Origin of the sequence: Micromonospora sp. WMMD812, from assembly GCF_027497215.1 — a bacterium.
GTDB lineage: Bacteria > Actinomycetota > Actinomycetes > Mycobacteriales > Micromonosporaceae > Micromonospora.
On sequence record NZ_CP114904.1, the window covers coordinates 1,113,127 to 1,129,670 of the forward strand.

13 protein-coding genes are annotated in these 16,544 nt (G+C 72.4%); 5 read left to right on the forward strand and 8 right to left on the reverse strand.

Annotation, left to right across the window (positions count from 1 at the left end; translation table 11 throughout):
• Window positions 1-61: 61 nt before the first annotated feature.
• The 3 genes from O7603_RS05080 to O7603_RS05090 all read right to left on the reverse strand — a co-directional run bounded on the left by O7603_RS05080 (window position 62) and on the right by O7603_RS05090 (window position 4,337).
• The gene (locus O7603_RS05080) at window positions 62-3,088 is read right to left on the reverse strand and encodes an FtsX-like permease family protein (RefSeq protein WP_281574520.1); all 3,027 of its coding nucleotides are present in this window, start codon (window positions 3,086-3,088) and stop codon (window positions 62-64) included.
• Window positions 3,089-3,154: 66 nt separating this feature from the next.
• Complete coding sequence (locus O7603_RS05085) at window positions 3,155-3,811, reverse strand: ATP-binding cassette domain-containing protein (RefSeq protein WP_281574521.1); 657 nt, start codon at window positions 3,809-3,811, stop codon at window positions 3,155-3,157.
• A gap of 85 nt (window positions 3,812-3,896) precedes the next feature.
• On the reverse strand, window positions 3,897-4,337 hold the full coding sequence (locus O7603_RS05090) for an OsmC family protein (protein ID WP_281574522.1): 441 nt from the start codon (window positions 4,335-4,337) through the stop codon (window positions 3,897-3,899).
• A gap of 624 nt (window positions 4,338-4,961) precedes the next feature.
• Here O7603_RS05090 and O7603_RS05095 point away from each other — a divergent pair.
• The 3 genes from O7603_RS05095 (at window position 4,962) to rox (ending at window position 9,657) form a co-directional block, all read left to right on the forward strand.
• Window positions 4,962-6,809: a glycoside hydrolase family 15 protein gene (locus tag O7603_RS05095; protein WP_281574523.1), complete on the forward strand. Its 1,848-nt coding sequence runs from the start codon at window positions 4,962-4,964 to the stop codon at window positions 6,807-6,809.
• A gap of 258 nt (window positions 6,810-7,067) precedes the next feature.
• Window positions 7,068-7,742, forward strand: a complete 675-nt coding sequence (locus tag O7603_RS05100) for a DUF1963 domain-containing protein (RefSeq protein WP_281574524.1) — start codon at window positions 7,068-7,070, stop codon at window positions 7,740-7,742.
• Between the two features lie 493 nt (window positions 7,743-8,235).
• Complete coding sequence (rox, locus tag O7603_RS05105) at window positions 8,236-9,657, forward strand: rifampin monooxygenase (RefSeq protein ID WP_281576603.1); 1,422 nt, start codon at window positions 8,236-8,238, stop codon at window positions 9,655-9,657.
• Between the two features lie 144 nt (window positions 9,658-9,801).
• Here the strand turns inward: rox and O7603_RS05110 are convergent, their stop codons facing one another.
• Complete coding sequence (locus O7603_RS05110) at window positions 9,802-10,635, reverse strand: nitroreductase/quinone reductase family protein (protein ID WP_281574525.1); 834 nt, start codon at window positions 10,633-10,635, stop codon at window positions 9,802-9,804.
• Between the two features lie 368 nt (window positions 10,636-11,003).
• Here O7603_RS05110 and O7603_RS05115 point away from each other — a divergent pair, with 368 nt between their 5' ends.
• Window positions 11,004-11,570, forward strand: coding sequence for a maleylpyruvate isomerase N-terminal domain-containing protein (locus O7603_RS05115; RefSeq protein WP_281576604.1), 567 nt, complete (start codon window positions 11,004-11,006; stop codon window positions 11,568-11,570).
• An 8-nt stretch (window positions 11,571-11,578) separates the two neighbouring features.
• On the opposite strand, the gene O7603_RS05120 is transcribed toward O7603_RS05115, so the two are convergent.
• Window positions 11,579-12,418, reverse strand: a complete 840-nt coding sequence (locus O7603_RS05120; RefSeq protein WP_281574526.1) for a helix-turn-helix transcriptional regulator — start codon at window positions 12,416-12,418, stop codon at window positions 11,579-11,581.
• Between the two features lie 104 nt (window positions 12,419-12,522).
• Between O7603_RS05120 and O7603_RS05125 the strand changes: the two genes are divergently transcribed.
• Window positions 12,523-13,230 carry an SDR family NAD(P)-dependent oxidoreductase gene (locus O7603_RS05125; RefSeq protein ID WP_281574527.1) on the forward strand — a complete coding sequence of 236 codons (708 nt, stop codon included), beginning with the start codon at window positions 12,523-12,525 and terminating at the stop codon, window positions 13,228-13,230.
• Window positions 13,231-13,357: 127 nt separating this feature from the next.
• On the opposite strand, the gene abc-f is transcribed toward O7603_RS05125, so the two are convergent.
• The 3 genes from abc-f to O7603_RS05140 all read right to left on the reverse strand — a co-directional run bounded on the left by abc-f (window position 13,358) and on the right by O7603_RS05140 (window position 16,442).
• Window positions 13,358-14,992 carry a ribosomal protection-like ABC-F family protein gene (gene abc-f, locus O7603_RS05130; protein ID WP_281574528.1) on the reverse strand — a complete coding sequence of 545 codons (1,635 nt, stop codon included), beginning with the start codon at window positions 14,990-14,992 and terminating at the stop codon, window positions 13,358-13,360.
• Window positions 14,993-15,269: 277 nt separating this feature from the next.
• A complete protein-coding gene (locus tag O7603_RS05135) occupies window positions 15,270-15,860 on the reverse strand; it encodes a GNAT family N-acetyltransferase (RefSeq protein WP_281574529.1) in 591 nt (196 codons plus the stop codon).
• A 114-nt stretch (window positions 15,861-15,974) separates the two neighbouring features.
• Window positions 15,975-16,442, reverse strand: a complete 468-nt coding sequence (locus O7603_RS05140) for a DUF1992 domain-containing protein (protein WP_281576605.1) — start codon at window positions 16,440-16,442, stop codon at window positions 15,975-15,977.
• Window positions 16,443-16,544 lie beyond the last annotated feature (102 nt).

Sequence of the window (16,544 nt, forward strand, 5' to 3'; positions counted from 1 at the left end):
CCGAGACCGGCACGGCGGACGCCGTCGCGGCCCGGGCCGGCGTGGAGGACGCCCGTCGCGGTCAGCGGCCGGTTCGGCGGCGGACCGCGGCGGCGAGGACCCGGCCGAGGACCACCGCGGTCACGGCGAAGACCGCCACCGCGGGCACGGTGACCGTCAGCAGAGGACCGACGTCCGGCCAGGCGGGCACCGGCACGGGCGACCGGCCGTCGCTGAACAGTCGCTGGCCGTCCCGCGCCAGAACCCAGATCGCCACGGTGGCGAGCGCGCCCGCCGCCGTGGCGACCGCGACCGGCCACCCGTACCCGCCGCGGACGTCGCGCTGCGGCAGCCCCTGCCGCCGGAGGGCGACCAGCATGGCGACCCGGTTACGCTGGTCGGCCGCGGCGGTCGCGACGAGGCCGGCCGCCCCGATCAGGACTCCGGCCAGCGCGGCGAAGAGGTTGAAGCCCAGCGCCAACGCCGGGCCCTGGCGATGGAGGTCCTCGCGCTCGGCGGTGATCGCCCGGTCGTAGCGGACGACCAGACCCTGCGCGCGCAGCCGGTCGAGCGCGTCGGCGGGCGCCGCCGGGCCCAGCCACACCTCCTTGCTCCCGGTCTGACCTTCGACGGCGAGCCGGTCGGCGTACTCCAGGTCGACCAGCAGGCCCGACTCCCCGAGCCGTGGCAGCCGGTCCGCGAAGCCGGCGACCAGCGCATTGGTCGGCATCGAGTCGATGCCGTCGTACCGGATCGAGCCGAGGTGCGTGCCCATCGACCGGGTCAACCAGGCGGGCAGCGGGTCGGGCGTGTCGGCCACGGCGATGGGGATCGGCGCCAACCGGCGGCCGTCCGGAACGTCCACGACCAGCGCCGGGTCACTGCCGCCCGTGCCGTAGACCGAGTAGTCGGCCATGTTGCCGGGTGGCCGCCACCGTTCTGTTCGGGCCAGCTCCGCGCCGCTCAGCTGGACCGTGCCGTCATCCTCGGAGCGCAACTCCTCGATCCGGACCTGCAACTGCCCGGGTGTGACCTGGGCGTTGACCTCGAACCTGGCCAACCGGCACTGCGGTTCGCATTCGGGCACCGGCACGCGATACTCCCCCCGGCCGGACGTGAGCGGGCGGTCGGCGCCGACCTGACGGGTGCCGGACCGGCCGGCGATCAGGAGATAGAGGCGGGGTAGGAAGCCGGCGAAGGCGTTCTCGTCGTAGCTGGCGGTCACGGTCACGACGAGCGTGCGGCCCCGCAGCAGCACCGGCTCCGCCGGCGGAGCCGGGCGCAGCGGGCGGGCGATGTCGGCCAACGACACCCCGTACGACGGGTGCGGCGCGGCCACCGTCGCCAGCCGGTCGGAGTCCACCGCGAGCACCGCCGTGTTCGACCTGCTCGTTCCGTTCGTCGTCACCGCCGCCATCGCGAACCGGCCCTCGGGATCGGCGGCCCGGACGGCCTCCACCAGATGGCTGCGGGACAGCGCGTCGACACCGACGACCCGTGGGGCGCCGACGTCGACGGTGGCGCGGTCCGCGTAGGCCGCCGTCGCCAGCTCCCGGGTGGCGACGGTGAAGGCGAGCATCGCGACCACCACGGTGAGCAGCGCGATCAGGGGCCGGAACCGGGGTTGCCGGCCCACCTGCAGCAGGGCCAGACCGACCCGGGTCCGTCCTCGCGCCAGCAGCGCCGCACCCACCGCCGCCCCGGACAACAAGGCGACCCGCGCCAGCAGGACGCCCACGGCGAGCGCCGCGACAACCGGCGCCAGCAACGCGAGACCGCTGGGTGACCCACCGGCGCGCAACTGCACGAGCGCCGCCACGGCGGCGGACACCGCGACGGCGTCGCCGATGCTCGTCCGCCAGCCGCGCGAGCGCGCCGGCACGTGGCGCAGCAGGTCGACGACCGGCGCGGACAGGGTACGGGCCTGGGCGAGCAGCACCGCGGCGAGGGCGCCGCCGGCGGCGAGCGTGGCGTAGCCGAGCGCGGCGGCGTTCAGCGTCAACCCGGCGTCGCCAGTCAACGTGTGCGCGGTCAACAGCTTGGCGGCGGCCAGGCCGGCCAGGCAGCCCAGGGGGATCGCGGCCACCGCGGGCACCGCGTGCTCGCCGATCGCCAGCGTCCACAGGCGGCGGCGTTGCACTCCGCGCAGCAGCAGCAGACCCTGCTCCGGACGGCGCTCGGCGGCCGCCGAACTGACCGCCACGAAGAGCACCAGCCAGCAGAGCAGGACGAGCAGCCCGGCACCCAGGGTCACGCCGACCGCCAGCTGGCCGCGCTGCAGCGTGATGCGGTCGAGCAGTTGCGGCAGGCCGCTGCCGACGCCGAGACTTCCGCGGGGGGCATCGCGTGTCGCCACCGCGACGGTGGCCTTGAGTTCGTCGGCCGACCCGGTGCGCACCATCTCCTCGGTGATGAACAGGTCGGCCGTCGGTCGTTGCAGGATGGCGTCGTTCTCGCCCAGGCGCGAGGACGCGGCGGTGAAGATGGCGTCCTCTGCGCTGCCCACGGCCGACAGGGGCGCCGCGCCCGGCGCGGGCGGCCGCAGGTACTCGTCGCCGAGCCAGAACGGGTCGGCCGGGTCGAGCGGGCGGTAGACACCGGTGACCCGCAGCGGCACACCGGCGAAGGTCACCTCGCTGCCGGCGGATGCGCCGAGACGCGCCGCGGTGCTCGTACTGACCATCACCTCGGGTCGCTGACCATCGGCGGTGGGGGCCGGGCAGCTGCCCGTCACGGCGACGCGCTCGCAGATCCCCTGCCGGAACACGAGGTTGGAGGTCACGGTCCCGGCCGGGCCGGCGGTGACGCCGCCCGCCTGCGCGCCGAGAACCACCTCGAAGCCGGCTGCGGTGAACGGCGCGAGGTGACCACGGAACGCCGCGACGCCGGGATCGGCGGGCATCCCCGGGTGTTCGGCGATCGAGCTGAGTCGCAGCCGGCGTTCGTCGGGCGGGGCGGCGGCGAGTTCCTCGCTCGCGAGGGCCTGACCGGCGGCGCTCACGTACATCGGCGCGGCCGCGGCCGCGGCGCTGGCGAGCACGGCCAGCAGGAGCACCGCGAGCGCCTGCGCCCGGCGAGCGACGAGTGCTCCCGCGATGACGGCCAGCATGGAGGTTGATGTTAGATAGCGGCGGCGACACCCACCGTCCCCTACCCGGGAATCGAGACCTCCCGGTTACCGGTCTCCGCCTCGCCGTAGCACCGCGTTCCCGTCGACCAGGTGCAGTTCCGCCGCGCACGCGGCCGCGACCTCCGGATCGTGGGTGGCGAACACGACGGCTGCGCCCCGCCCGGCCTCCTCGTGCAGCAGATCCAGCACCCGCTGCCGGTTGCCGGCGTCGAGTTCGCTGGTCACCTCGTCGGCAAGCAGCACCGCGCCGCCCAGGGCCAGGCCCCGGGCGACCGCCGTACGCTGCTGCTGGCCGCCGGACAACTCCTCGACGAGTTGGTCGGCCTGGCCGGCGAGACCCAACCGGTCCAGGGTGGCCGCGGTGAGTCGGCGCGCCTCCGGGGGCGTCACGCCGGAGGCGATCAGGGCCACCTGCACGTTCTCCGCCGCGGTCAGGATCGGCGCCAGGCCGTTGTCCTGCGGGATGACGACGACCCTGCGGTCCACCGCGTGGTCGCGGTCGCGCAGCGGCTGCCCGTCGACGGTCACGGTGCCGGCGCGCGGCGGCAACAAGCCGCCCATCACACCCAGCAGGGTCGTCTTGCCCGCGCCGGACAGGCCGGTCACCGCCAGCACCTGCCCCGGGCGGACGGTCACCGAGACGTCGCTGAGCACAGCCGGGCCGTCGCCGTACCCGACGGTCATGTCCTCGATGGTCAGCATCTGCAACCGCTTCCTCCGGCATCGGCGCCCGCAGACTGCCACGCCGGACGGCTGCCGCACAACGCCCGCACCGTCGGCTGCCGCCTCAGTCTGCGGTGGAACCGGCCTCGACGATCGTGACGGGCGTGCCGAGTTCGACGGTGCGGGAGACGGTGCAGAGCCGGTCGTGCGACTGCCGCAGCGACCGGGGCAGCGCCTCGCGCGCCTTGTCGCCGTCCGCGCCGTCGGGGAACGTCACGGTGAACGTGGCCGTGAGGTTCTGCATCCGGTTGCCGCCGGCCTCGTCGCGGATCTTGTCGCCGGTGACGGTGACGGAGAACTGCGTCGGCTCGGCGCGGCGGCTGGTGAAGTGGTCGACGTCGATCGCGGTGCAGCCGCCGATGGCCGCCAGCAGCAGCTCCACCGGCGTGAAGCTGGTGTTCTCGCCCGCGCCCATCGACAGTGATCCTCCCCGGGCGTTCCGCACGACGTACTGCCCGACGCTGGTGCGCTCGATCTCCACCGAGCGGAAGGTGTCGTCACTCATGGCAGGAAGCTACCCAGGCCGTCCGGCCACCGCGCCACCGGCCCAGGTGTCGTCTGCCAGTTGAGTTGAGGAACTAACCTGTCCGGGACCTGCGGTGCCCCAAGAGACCTGGCAGGCACGCATCGTCTGCCTGGTGCCGGCGTGGTCGACGTCGCGATTGAACGTGATCACGGTGGCGTTTCTGCGCCGACTTCCCACCGCGGACAAGGTCGCGTGGCTGTCGCCCCGACGCCTGGCCAACTGGCTGGGCTCAGTCGGCTACTCCGGCGGAGTCGATCCCGCGGTGCTCCACCTCGGCACCACACCACAGGTGCGTCGGCACGCTCCGCGAGCCTGTGCACCCGCACGACCGGGCATCCTCACCCCTGACGCACGTCGGCTCCTGGGGGAGAAAGCGTGGGCGGCCATGTCAAGACGTGGGATGTCAATGCTGGAGCGCTGCTCAGTCGGGTCAACGTTCAACAGAGTGCGGTGCGGGCTACGGACGCCTGCCGCTGCGACTCGCCTGGTCGTGGCTGGACACGCCCGGGGCGTGCGAGAGGGTGGCCGACCACGAATCGGCCGAAGCAGGAAAATTCGTCCCTTAGGTTGCTAGGCAGGAGACTGTCGAGACCGGGAGACGACGTGGAGAAGTATCCGGCGATCGAGGATCACGGGCTCATCGGTGACCTGCAGACCGCCGCGCTGGTGACGTGCGACGGAACGATCGACTGGTTCTGCGCGCCGCGCTTCGACTCGCCGAGCATTTTCGCTGCGCTGTTGGACCGCGAGCGGGGTGGCTACTTCCGCATCGCCCCGCACGGCGTCCGATATGTCACCAAGCAGCTCTACCTACCTGGCACTCCGATCTTGATCACTCGGTTCATCAGCGCGGACGGCGTGGCCGAGGTGATGGACTTCATGCCGGTCACCGGCGATCTGGCCACTGACGTGCACCGCCTGGTCCGCATGGTCAACATGGTCCGGGGCAGCATGCGGTTCCGGGTGGAGTGCCGGCCCCGGTTCGACTACGCCCGGGAGGAGCACCGGCTGGAGCGCCACCGCAACGGGTATGTCTTCCGCAGCCGGTCGGCGATGGTCACCTTCAACCCGGTGGATCCGGTTCGGCAGTTGATCTCGCGGGGCGGCGACATCCGCCTGGAGGACGGCGACCTGGTCGCGTACGGCACCCTGAACGAGGGCGACACCGGCGGCGTGGTCCTGGAGACGGCCGGCACGGAGCCACGGATCGTCCCGCCGGAAGAGGTCCAGGGGATGTTCGAGTGGACTCGGGACTACTGGCGGCGCTGGGTGGAGCGCTCCCGCTACACCGGGCGGTGGCGGGAGATGGTCGAGCGCTCGGCCATCACGCTGAAGCTCATGACGTACGCGCCGAGCGGCGCGATGATCGCCGCCCCCACCGCCGCGCTGCCCGAGCTGATCGGCGGCACCCGCAACTGGGACTACCGCTACACCTGGGTACGCGACACGTCGTTCTCGGTGCACGCGCTGCTCGGCCTCGGCTTCACCGAGGAGGTCAGCCGATACATGAACTGGCTGGACGAGCGGATCCGCGAGGCCGGTGACCAGCAGGACCCGCTGAAGATCATGTATCGGGTGGACGGCTCCTCCGACCTGCACGAGGAAGTTCTCGATCACCTGGAGGGCTACCGCGGCTCCCGACCGGTGCGGATCGGCAACGGCGCCGCCGACCAGCTCCAACTCGACATCCACGGCGAAGCCCTCTACGCCATGCATCTCGCCGACGAGCAGGGCATCCGCGTGTCGCACCAGGTGTGGGAGAGCACCGTCCGGCTGGTCGACTGGCTCTGCCAGCACTGGGACCGGGCCGACGCCGGTATCTGGGAGAGCCGCCACCATCCCCGCAACTACACCTTCGGCAGGGTGATGTCCTGGGTCGCGCTGGACCGGGCCATCCGCCTCGCCACCCGCACCGCCCGCCCCGGCGACATCACCGCGTGGGCAGAGCAGCGCAACCGGATCTACAAGCAGGTCATGGCCCGCGGATACCACCGGGAACGCGGCAGCTTTGTGCAGGCGTACGACGAGAATGTGCTGGACGCGGCGCTGCTCGCCATGCCGGCGGTCGGCTTCGTGACCCCCAGCGACCCTCTCTGGCAGTCCACCCTGGCATCGATCGAACGCGAGCTGGTCTCCGACAGCCTGGTCCACCGGTACGACCCGATCCACTCCCCCGACGGCCTTCCCGGGCACGAAGGCACCTTCAACATGTGCACATTCTGGTACGTCGAGGCGCTGGCCCGCGCCGGTCGCCTGGATGACGCCCGGCTCACCCTCGAGAAGATGTTCACCTTCAGCAACCACCTCGGGCTCTACGCCGAGGAAATCGCCGCGACCGGCGAGCAGATCGGCAACTACCCGCAGGCGTTCAGCCACCTCTCCCTGATCAACTCGGCGCTGACGCTGAACGACCTGCTCGACGCCGATGCCGACGCCCGGCGCCGCCGGTAGTGCGGTCTCCAGTCCGAGCCGTCGCTGTCCTTACCACCTTTCTGTCGCGGGCGAGCCGCAGCCCTGCTGGTGGCGGCGCTCTGCCGCCTTCGCCAATTCCCGCGCCGGTCAGGCTCCGACTGACACCATAACTGTCATTATGGTGTGGTGACGTTATGTCCGTATTATCCGCTCGTATTATCGGATTACCGGTAATGGCAATCCGATAATGGGAGCGCGGAGGTCAGGTCGACGACCGCCGGCACGTGTCGTACCTACGTGTGGCTGCAGCTCGCCCGCCCCGTACTCGAGTTGCACACCGTTCGCGAGGGCCCGGTGGTCGGTTACTTCGGCGGTAAGCCGGCCCTGCCCGAGGGGGTGGAATGGCCGGACGGCATGACGTACCTCGTATCGCTGGACCTCTCCGCGATCCCGGCCGGATCGCACGACATCGACCTGCCGTCCGACGGGCACCTGCTGTTCTTCTCCGAGCCGGACATCGCGCCCGAAGCGGAAGTCGTCTACGTGCCGGCGGGCACACCGGTCACCGAACGCGAATTGGAGGAAGACGCGTACCACCAGGAGTGCGAGAGGTTCCCGCTGTACGGCGTGCGCGGATGGGACTTCCCGTTCAACCGTGAGGACAGCGTGATCGACATCGGCGAGAGCCGCTACGACGAGAAGGTCTTCAGCAGCATCAAGTGGCATCTGACGGCTGACAACGACTGCGTGGGCACCATCGGCGGCTACACCGATCGCGCCACCGGCGGTGGCGAACACGGCCTGGAGTCGCCCGAGACGGAGACCCTCCTGGGCTACCTGTACGTGGACGCGGACCTCGGGGGCGAGGGCTTCGGACGCGACGGCACGATGGTGGGCTGGGTGCTGGCGAACGAGGATCTGGCGCAGCGCCGGTTCGACCGGGCCAGGACGGTGTCCGACTTCAACGGCTGACCGCGACCCACCGCCCCGCGCCCCGTCACGGGAAGCCACTCGCCGGAGCAGAGGGTGCCGTCCGGGTCACCGGACGGCACCCTCGATCGTCTTGCGGGAGGGCGGTCGGCATCGGCTCACGACCTTGTTGCTCAGCTGCCGTCGCCGACGGCGGCGGCGACCGTCCCGCGCACCTCCTCGGCGGCGGGGAATGGAGTGGACGGGATGGCGCTCAGGCTTGTAACTTGCGGTTGCCCGTGACACCGCCCGAGGAGGTGAGACCCATGAACGCTGTATCGATGTGGGTGCTCCCCGTTCCCGTCACGGTCGGGCGATTGACGTAGGTGTCGCCGGGAGCGCCTCGCCGACAAGGCCCTCCCGAAAGGCAACACCGATGCACTCTCTGCAGTTCACCGCCGAGCCGTCGTCGAACGACACGGTCGGGCGAGACCTCACCGCGGGCGACGTCCCCGGGCTCCCGTCGCCGGCTTCCGGCGCCGATCGTGCGCCCCTCATGTTCGACGTGATCATTGCCGGGTGCGGGCCGACCGGTGCGATGCTGGCCGCCGAACTGCGGCTGCACGACGTGCGGGTACTCGTCCTGGAGAAGGAGACCGAGCCCGCGTCGTTCGTCCGCATAGTCGCTCTGCATATCCGCAGTATCGAGCTGATGGCGATGCGCGGGCTGCTGGAGCGCATTCTCGAACGCGGAAGACAGCGTCCGGCCGGCGGCTTCTACGCCGCCATCGACAAACCCGCACCCGAGGGCCTGGATTCCGCGTACGCCTATTTGCTGGGCATCCCGCAGCCGGTCATCGTCCACCTCCTCGAAGAACACGCGATCGAACTGGGTGCGCAGGTCCGGCACGGTTGCGCGGTGGCCGATCTCGAGCAGGACGACGACGGTGTGACCGTACGGCTGGCCGACGGACAACGGCTGCGTTCGCGCTATCTCGTCGGCTGTGACGGCGCGCGCAGTACGGTGCGCAAACTGCTCGGCGTCGGCTTCCCCGGCGAGCCCTCGCGGACCGAGACGCTGATGGGCGAGATGGAAATGGGTGTGCCGCAGGAGGAGATCGCCGCCAAGGTGACCGAAATCCGCGAGACCGACAAGCGCTTCAGCCTCGGGCCCGCAGGCGCTGGGCTCTATCGCGTCGTGGTCCCCGGCGCGGGAGTCAGCGGTCGCGCCGAACCGCCCACCCTCGAGGATTTCAAACAACAGTTGCGCGCCGTCGCCGGAACCGATTTCGGCGTGCACTCCCCGCGCTGGTTGTCCCGCTTCGGGGATGCCACACGGCTGGCCGAACGGTATCGGGTCGGCCGGGTGCTGCTGGCCGGCGACGCGGCACACATCCACCCACCCATCGGCGGACAGGGCCTCAACCTGGGCGTTCAGGACGCCTTCAACCTCGGCTGGAAACTGGCCGCACAGATCCGCGGTTGGGCCCCGGACACCCTGCTGGACACCTACCAGGCCGAACGTCATCCGGTCGCCGCGGACGTGCTGGACAACACCCGCGCCCAGATGGAACTGTCGTCCACCGAACCGGGCCCGCAGGCCGTGCGCAGGCTGCTCACCGAACTGATGGACTTCAACGACGTGAACCGCCATCTGATCGAGAAGATCACCGGGATCGGCATCCGCTACGACTTCGGCGCAGGCCCCGACCTGCTCGGTCGTCGCCTACCCGACATCGACGTGAAACAGGGCCACCTCTACGGTCTGCTGCATCGCGGCCGCGGGCTGCTGCTGGACCGCACCGAACGCCTGACCGTCGGCGGCTGGTCGGACCGGGTCGATCACCTCGGAGATCCCACCGCGGTACTGGATGTTCCGTGCGTCCTGCTACGCCCCGACGGCCACGTCGCCTGGATCGGCGACGATCAGCAGGACCTGGACCACCACCTCGCCCGCTGGTTCGGCAAGCCCCACTAGTTCGGCATCGTGGGCCGGCAGTGGCGCTCGCCCTGGCCGAGGCGGCCCGCCGCGCGGTCCGGCGCAGCTCGACGGGCCGCTACCGGGAATCCTCGGCGGGGCCGCCGGTGGTCGGTGGACACCGGCGGCCCCGCTCCGGGGCGGTCAGCCCATTCGGTCGAGGATCGGCACGAGCTGCTCCTCCTCGTACGCCAGGTGGCGTTCGAGTTCGTCGGTCAGCTGCTCGACCTGCCGGCGCACGTCGGTCGGATCGGCGGTGGCGTCGCCGACCGCCGCCTGGAGCCGGTCGATGAGCGCCGCGACCCGGCCGTGTTCCGCTCGCAGCCGGTCGAGCGTCGGCCCCAACTCGGGATGCTGCGCGGCCAGCCCGACGAACAGCCCGGCGTCCTCATGGCCGTGGTGGTAGTGCAGCCCCTGACAGACGGCCAGGCAGTTCACCCGCAGCTGGGCGCCGATCCGGGCGCCGGACTCCCCCACCTCCCGGCGGATCAGCGCCAACTCGCGGCGGAACGCGTCGTGGATCCGCCGGAGCGCCTCGCCCCAGGACGACGCCTCCGGCGGGCCGCCGCCGGCCTGCTCGAGCGCGACCACCGGGATGACCCTGGTGGTCTTCGACTGGTACGCGGCCCACCCGGGGTCGGCCTCGACCGCCCGCGCGAACAGTTCGTCGCGCTCCGTGCCGGTGAGCACCACCGCGCGGGCCGGGTAGGTGAAGATGCCGTCCTCGACGGTGACCTGCGGGTCGGCCAGGATGTTGTGGAACCAGTCCGGGTGCCGCGCGGCTCCGCCGGCCGAGGCGATGATCAGGATCCGACCGCCGGCGTCGGGCAGGTAGGCCACCGGGGTGGTGTGCGGCGCGCCGGACCGCGCCCCGGTCGTGGTGAGCAGGATCAGTCGGGCGCCCTCGAAGGGGCCGGTGACCCGACCCCCGGTGGCGCGAAACTCGTCGATGATCTGTTGGTTGAACTCGTTCGGCATGCTCCGCATTTCTTCGTTTCGGCGGTACGCGGGAACGCCGCGCACGCGGTCGAGCGCGTACGCGGGCGGGATGTGGAGAAGGGCGTGGCCGGTAGCGACGCACGCGGATACGGCGGGAGCCCGGTCGGGACGGCGCGAAGAAGGGGTGGCGGGGCACGGGCCCGCCGCGCGGTCACCCGGCGGCCGGGTGCCCCACTCGGTCGTGGCCCAAGGCCGACCCGGCAGTCACGTCGACGACCCTAGTTCCCGCACCGGCTGCGGGCAACGCCGATCCGGCATCCGCCCGGCGCTCACGTCGGAGGGGTCCGGCGGGAACCGTCCAGTTGTGGCCCGCCGGCCCGGCCGATGAGGATCGAGGCATGACGGGGATGAGCGGGAGTGACGTCCGCGCGGCGGTCGAGGAGATGGTCCGGGTGCTCGGCCCGTACGACGGGCGGGGCTGGACCGTGCCGGCCGGCACCCTGGAGTGGAGTTGCTGGGCGACGGCCGCGCACGTCGCTCACGACCTGCTCGCGTACGCCGGGCAGGTGACCGGGCGGCCGGACGACGGGTACCTGCCGTTCGACCTGCGGGTCTCCCCCGCCGCCGGTCCCCGCGAGGTGCTGGCCGTGGTCACCGCCTGCGGCGGGCTGCTCGCCACCGCGGTCGACGCCGCCGACCCGGCCGTCCGCGCCTGGCACTACGGGCCGTGCGACCCCGGCGGTTTCGCCGCCATGGGGGTGGCCGAGACGCTGCTGCACACCTGGGACGTCACCAGCGGGCTCGGCGTGCGGTGGGAGCCGCCGTCGGAGTTGAGCGCCGCCGTGGTGCGCCGGCTGTTCCCGGACGCGCCGGACGGCCCGCCACCGGCGGTGCTGCGCTGGCTGACCGGCCGCGGCGAGCTGCCCGGCTTGGCGCGGCGCACCTCGTGGAGCTGGCGGGCAGCCGTCGACTGACGGGCGCCTCAGCCGACGAGTTCCTGCGTGCCGAGCACGGTGAGCAGCGCCAGGCGTTCCGCGTCGACGCTGCCGGGCTCCGCCGTGTAGACCATGATCCGCAGGTCGCTGCCGGCCACCGTCAGCACGTCGCAGTCCAGCGTCACCGCGCCGGCGCGCGGATGGTCGACGGTCTTTCGCGCGCTCTCGTGGTGGCCGACGGCGCCGGCGTCCCACAGCTCGGCGAACCGGGCGCTGTTCGCCCGCAGATCGGCCAGCAGCCGCCGCAGCGCCGGGTCGGCCGGGTAGCGAACGGCGGCCGCGCGCAGGTCGGCCACCAGCGCTGCCTCGAGCCCGCGCCGGGCCTCCGGCGTGTACCGGACCCGGCCCGCCGGGCCGAGGAACTGCCGCCACGCCCCGTTGCGCTGGTTGCCGCGCCAGCCGGACGGGTCGCCCATCAGCGCCGCGTACGGCGGGTTGGCCAGCAGCAGCGTCCACGAGGCGTCGTACACGGCGACGGGTGTTCCGGTCAGCCGGTCCAGCAGCCGCTGGACGCTCGGGGTGAGGTACGCCGGGACCGTGTCCGGGCCCGGCGGCGCCAGCCCGGCCAGTCGGAACAGGTGCGCGCGCTCGGTTCCGGACAGCCGCAGGGCCCGGGCCAGCGCCTCGACGACCTGCGCCGACGGGTGGGACGCGCGGCCCTGTTCGAGCCGGGTGATGTAGTCGACGGAGATCCCGGCCAGCAGGGCGAGCTCCTCGCGGCGCAGTCCGGTCGCGCGCCGGTGCCCGCCGGCCGGCAGCCCGGCGGCCTCGGGTGGGACCCGGTCACGCCAGCGACGCACCGCCCGCCCGAACTCCGCCGTCGCCATGAGCACCAGTGTGCGCCGGCGACCGCGGATTCTGCCTGGTACCGGCAGTCCCAGGAAAACCGGACGCCTGGCTGACCCCACCGCCGCCGCGGACGGTTGGACGCATGACGACAACACTCATCACCGGAGCGAACAAGGGCCTCGGCTTCGAGACCGCCCGGCGGCTCGTCGCCGCCGGCCACACCGTCTACCTGGGCAGCCGGGACGCCGAGCGCGGGCGCCGGGCCGCCGAGCGACTGGGCGCGCGGCCGGTCCTCATCGACGTCACCGACGACGCGTCCGTCTCGGCGGCCGCGAAGGCCGTCGAAGCCGACGGCGGGCTGGACGTGCTGATCAACAACGCCGGGATCGAGGGACGGACGCCGGACGGGGCCGTGGTCGGCGCCGCGGAGGTGACCGCCGAGACGATGCGGCCGCTGTTCGAGACGAACGTCCTCGGGGTGGTGCGGGTCACCCACGCGTTCCTGCCCCTGCTGCAGCGGTCCGCCGCCCCGGTCGTGGTCAACGTGAGCAGCGGCCTGGCCTCGATGGCCCGGGTCGCCGCCGAGGGCACCCCGGCGTACGCCTACCCCGGGGTCGCGTACCCGGCGTCGAAGGCGGCGCTCAACATGATCACCATCCAGTACGCGAAGGCGTTCCCCGGCATCCGGATCAACGCGGTCGAGCCCGGCTACACGGCCACGGACCTGAACATGAACACGGGCACCCAGACCGTCGAGCAGGGCGCGGAGATCATCGTCCGGATGGCCCAGATCGGCCCCGACGGACCGACGGGCGGCTTCGTCGACGTCAACGGCCACCTTCCCTGGTGAGGTGCCGCCGGCCCGCCGCCAAGGAGGCCGGCACCGAGCGGACGCCCGCCCGACCCTGCCGCCACCGAGCGAAGGCCCGCCGGCCCCCGCGACCGGTGCGCGGCGGGGCCGGCGGGCCCCGGTCCGGTCAGTCGACGGCCGGCGGTCCGGTCTCCCGCAGCCGACCGTCGTCGAGCCGCAGCCACCGGTCCACCCCGATCTCGTGCAGGAACCGTTCGTCGTGGCTGACCACCACGAACGCGCCCCGGTACGCCCCGAGCGCGCTCTCCAACTGGGCGACGCTGACCAGGTCCAGGTTGTTGGTCGGCTCGTCGAGCAGCAGCAACTGCGGCGCCGGCGAGGCGAACAGCACGCACGCCAGGGTGGCGCGCAGGCGCTCACCGCCGGAGAGCACCCCGACCGGCAGATGGGCGCGGGAGCCGCGGAACAGGAACCGGGCGAGCAGGTTCATCCGCTCCGCGTCGGGCAGGGCGGGGGCGAACGCGGCGAGGTTCTCCGCCACGGTGCGGTCGAGGTCCAGCAGGTCCAACCGCTGCGACAGGTACGCCACCCGACCGTCGGCCCGCCTGATCTCCCCGCCCTGCGGCTCCAGGTCGCCGTTCATGAGCCGCAACAGGGTGGATTTGCCGACGCCGTTGCGGCCGGACAGGGCGATCCGCTCCGGCCCGCGGATCGTCAGGTCGACGCCGTCGCCGAGGATGTCGCGGTCACCGTGACGGACCCGCAGGCCCTCGCCGACGAAGACCGTACGGCCGGCCGGGACGGTCGTCTCGGGAAGCTCGACGACGATCCGCTGTTCCTCGCGTAGGGCGCGGCTCGCCTCGTCGAGGCGGGCCCGGGCGTCGCTGACCCGCGCCGCGTGCGTCTCGCGCGCCTTGCCCGCCGCCTCCTGCGCGCCGCGCTTCATGGTCCCCGCGAAGATCTTCGGCAGGCCCGCGTTCTTCAGGTTGCGGGAGGCGTTGCTGGCCCGGCGCTCGGCCCGCTCGCGGGCCTGCTGCATCTCCCGCTTCTCCCGCTTGACCTCCTGTTCGGCGTTGCGCACGTTCTTCTCGGCGACCTCCTGGGCCGCGCGCGCCGCCTCGGAGTACGCGGTGAAGTTCCCGCCGTACACCTGCACCTCGCCGCGGTCCAGTTCGGCGATGCGGTCCATCCGGTCCAGCAGCGCACGGTCGTGGCTGACCAGCAGCAGGCACCCGTGCCAGTCGTCGAGCACCGCGTAGAGGCGGCGCCGGGCGTCGGCGTCGAGGTTGTTGGTCGGCTCGTCGAGCAGCAGCACGTCGGGCCGTTTCAGCAGCTGGGCGGCCAGGCCGAGGGAGATCACCTGCCCGCCGCTGAGGGTGTGCAGGCGCCGGGTCAGGGAGACGTCGCCCAGGCCGAGCCGGTCCAGTTCGGCGCGGGTGCGTTCCTCGATGTCCCAGTCGTTGCCGATCGTGGTGAAGTGCTCCTCGCTGGCGTCGCCGGCCTCGATGGCGTGCAGCGCCTTGAGCTGCGGGGCGACGCCCAGGACCTCGGCCACGGTGAGGCCACCCGCGAGCGGCAGCGTCTGCGGCAGGTAGCCGAGCACACCCTGGACGGACACGCTGCCGCCGGTCGGCTGGTATTCGCCGGCGATCAGCTTGAGCAGCGTGCTCTTGCCGGCGCCGTTGGGCGCGACGAGACCGGTGCGGCCCTCGCCGACGGTGAAGGAGAGCTCCTGGAAGACCGGGGTGTCATCCGGCCAGGAGAAGGAGAGGTTCGAACAGACGATGGACGCATCGGACATGCGACAGACCTCGGGAGAACGGTGGGCGTGCCAACGGGCCGCCCAGCGGGACGGACGGGACGACGAGGTGGCCCCGGCGGCTTGCGCTGACGCGCGCCGGCCGGCAGCCGAACATGTCCGGTATCACCCGGAGATGTCGTCGTCACCCACCATGTCTGGTCTCCCTGGTCCCGATCTTTCGACCGATCAACGATAACAGCCGGCCGCGCCGGATGCGCGACCCCGCGGCGAACCCCGGCTACTCCGCGATCAAGGAGTTGTCGTGCCGGTTTCGCGATCATTCGCGCCGTTCGTCAGGCACCACAACTGCATGATCGACGCGGGCGGATCGTACGTGGCGGTGCCCGTCGCGCGGGAACGGCGGCCGGGCGGGCAGCACCTCCTGGAACCGGAAGCCGGTCTTCTCGGCGACCCGGCAGGAGGCGGGATTGTCCACCTGGTGCAGCAGTTCCAGCCGGGTCAGGCCGGTGTCGGCGAAACGGCGGAAGGCCCAGCGGCTCACCGCGTCCAGCGCCCGGCCGGCGACGCCCCGTCCGCGCGCCGGCGCGGCCGTCCAGTAGCCGACCTCGGCGTCCGGCCGTCCCGGCGTGACCTCCTTGAGCACGACGTTCGCCACCAGGCGGTCGCCGACCTCCGCGTCCGGTTCGAGCACCGCGAAGCTGAACCGGGTGTCGTCCGCCCAGCCCTGCCGGACCCGGGCCAGCCACCGGCCGGCCTCGGCCACGGTGGTCACCGGCGACCGGCTCCACCGCCGCAGCACCGGGTCCCGGTACGCCGCCAGCAGCACGTCCCGGTCGTCGTCGCGCCACGGCCGCAGGATCAGCTCCGGTGCGGCCGCGGTCGCCGGTGCGCGCAGGATGATCGACATGCGCCCCAGTCTGCCGGGCGGCGCGCCGACCCGGTGCCCCGCGTCGGGCTCTCCCATCCGGCTGGACGGTCGGGCGACGTCTGGATCAGCCGCCGCGACCCCGGCCGGAGCCGGTCAGGCCGCCGGGCGGCGGCGCCACGGCCAGGAGCGCCGGGGCGTACGGCTCGGCTCGGCGGAGCGCGCCGGCGTGCTCGGGGCGGCGGACGCGCGCCGCTCCTCCCGCCAGCGGCGGACCACCTCGTCGACGTCGACCGGCCGCACGACCACGCGAGGGCCGGTCGGCGTGCGCAGCCACGCCATGATCTCCGCGTTCAGGGTGCCGCAGAAGTCGCGTACGGCCTGTTCGGTACGCAGGTCACGCACCTCGGCCGGTAGCTGTTCGATCCGGCGGCGCAGCTGCAGCGGCGTGGGGAGCAGCAGATGGCTCGGGAGCTTCTCGCGCTCCATGAAGCTCTTGAGCCACCACGCCTCGTCGTAGGGCGCGTTCCGGCCCGGGATCGGCTTGCCCGCACCCGGCAGGTTGTCGAACTCGCCACGTTCCTGGGCCGAGCGGATCTGCGCCTCCACGCTCGCTTCCCACATGCTGTTCACTCGACACCTCCCCTGGTCACGGTACCGAGTCCGCCGCCGGCACCTCGGCCGGTACGCACAGCGCCCGAACGCCCGTGCGGCATTCCCCCGACC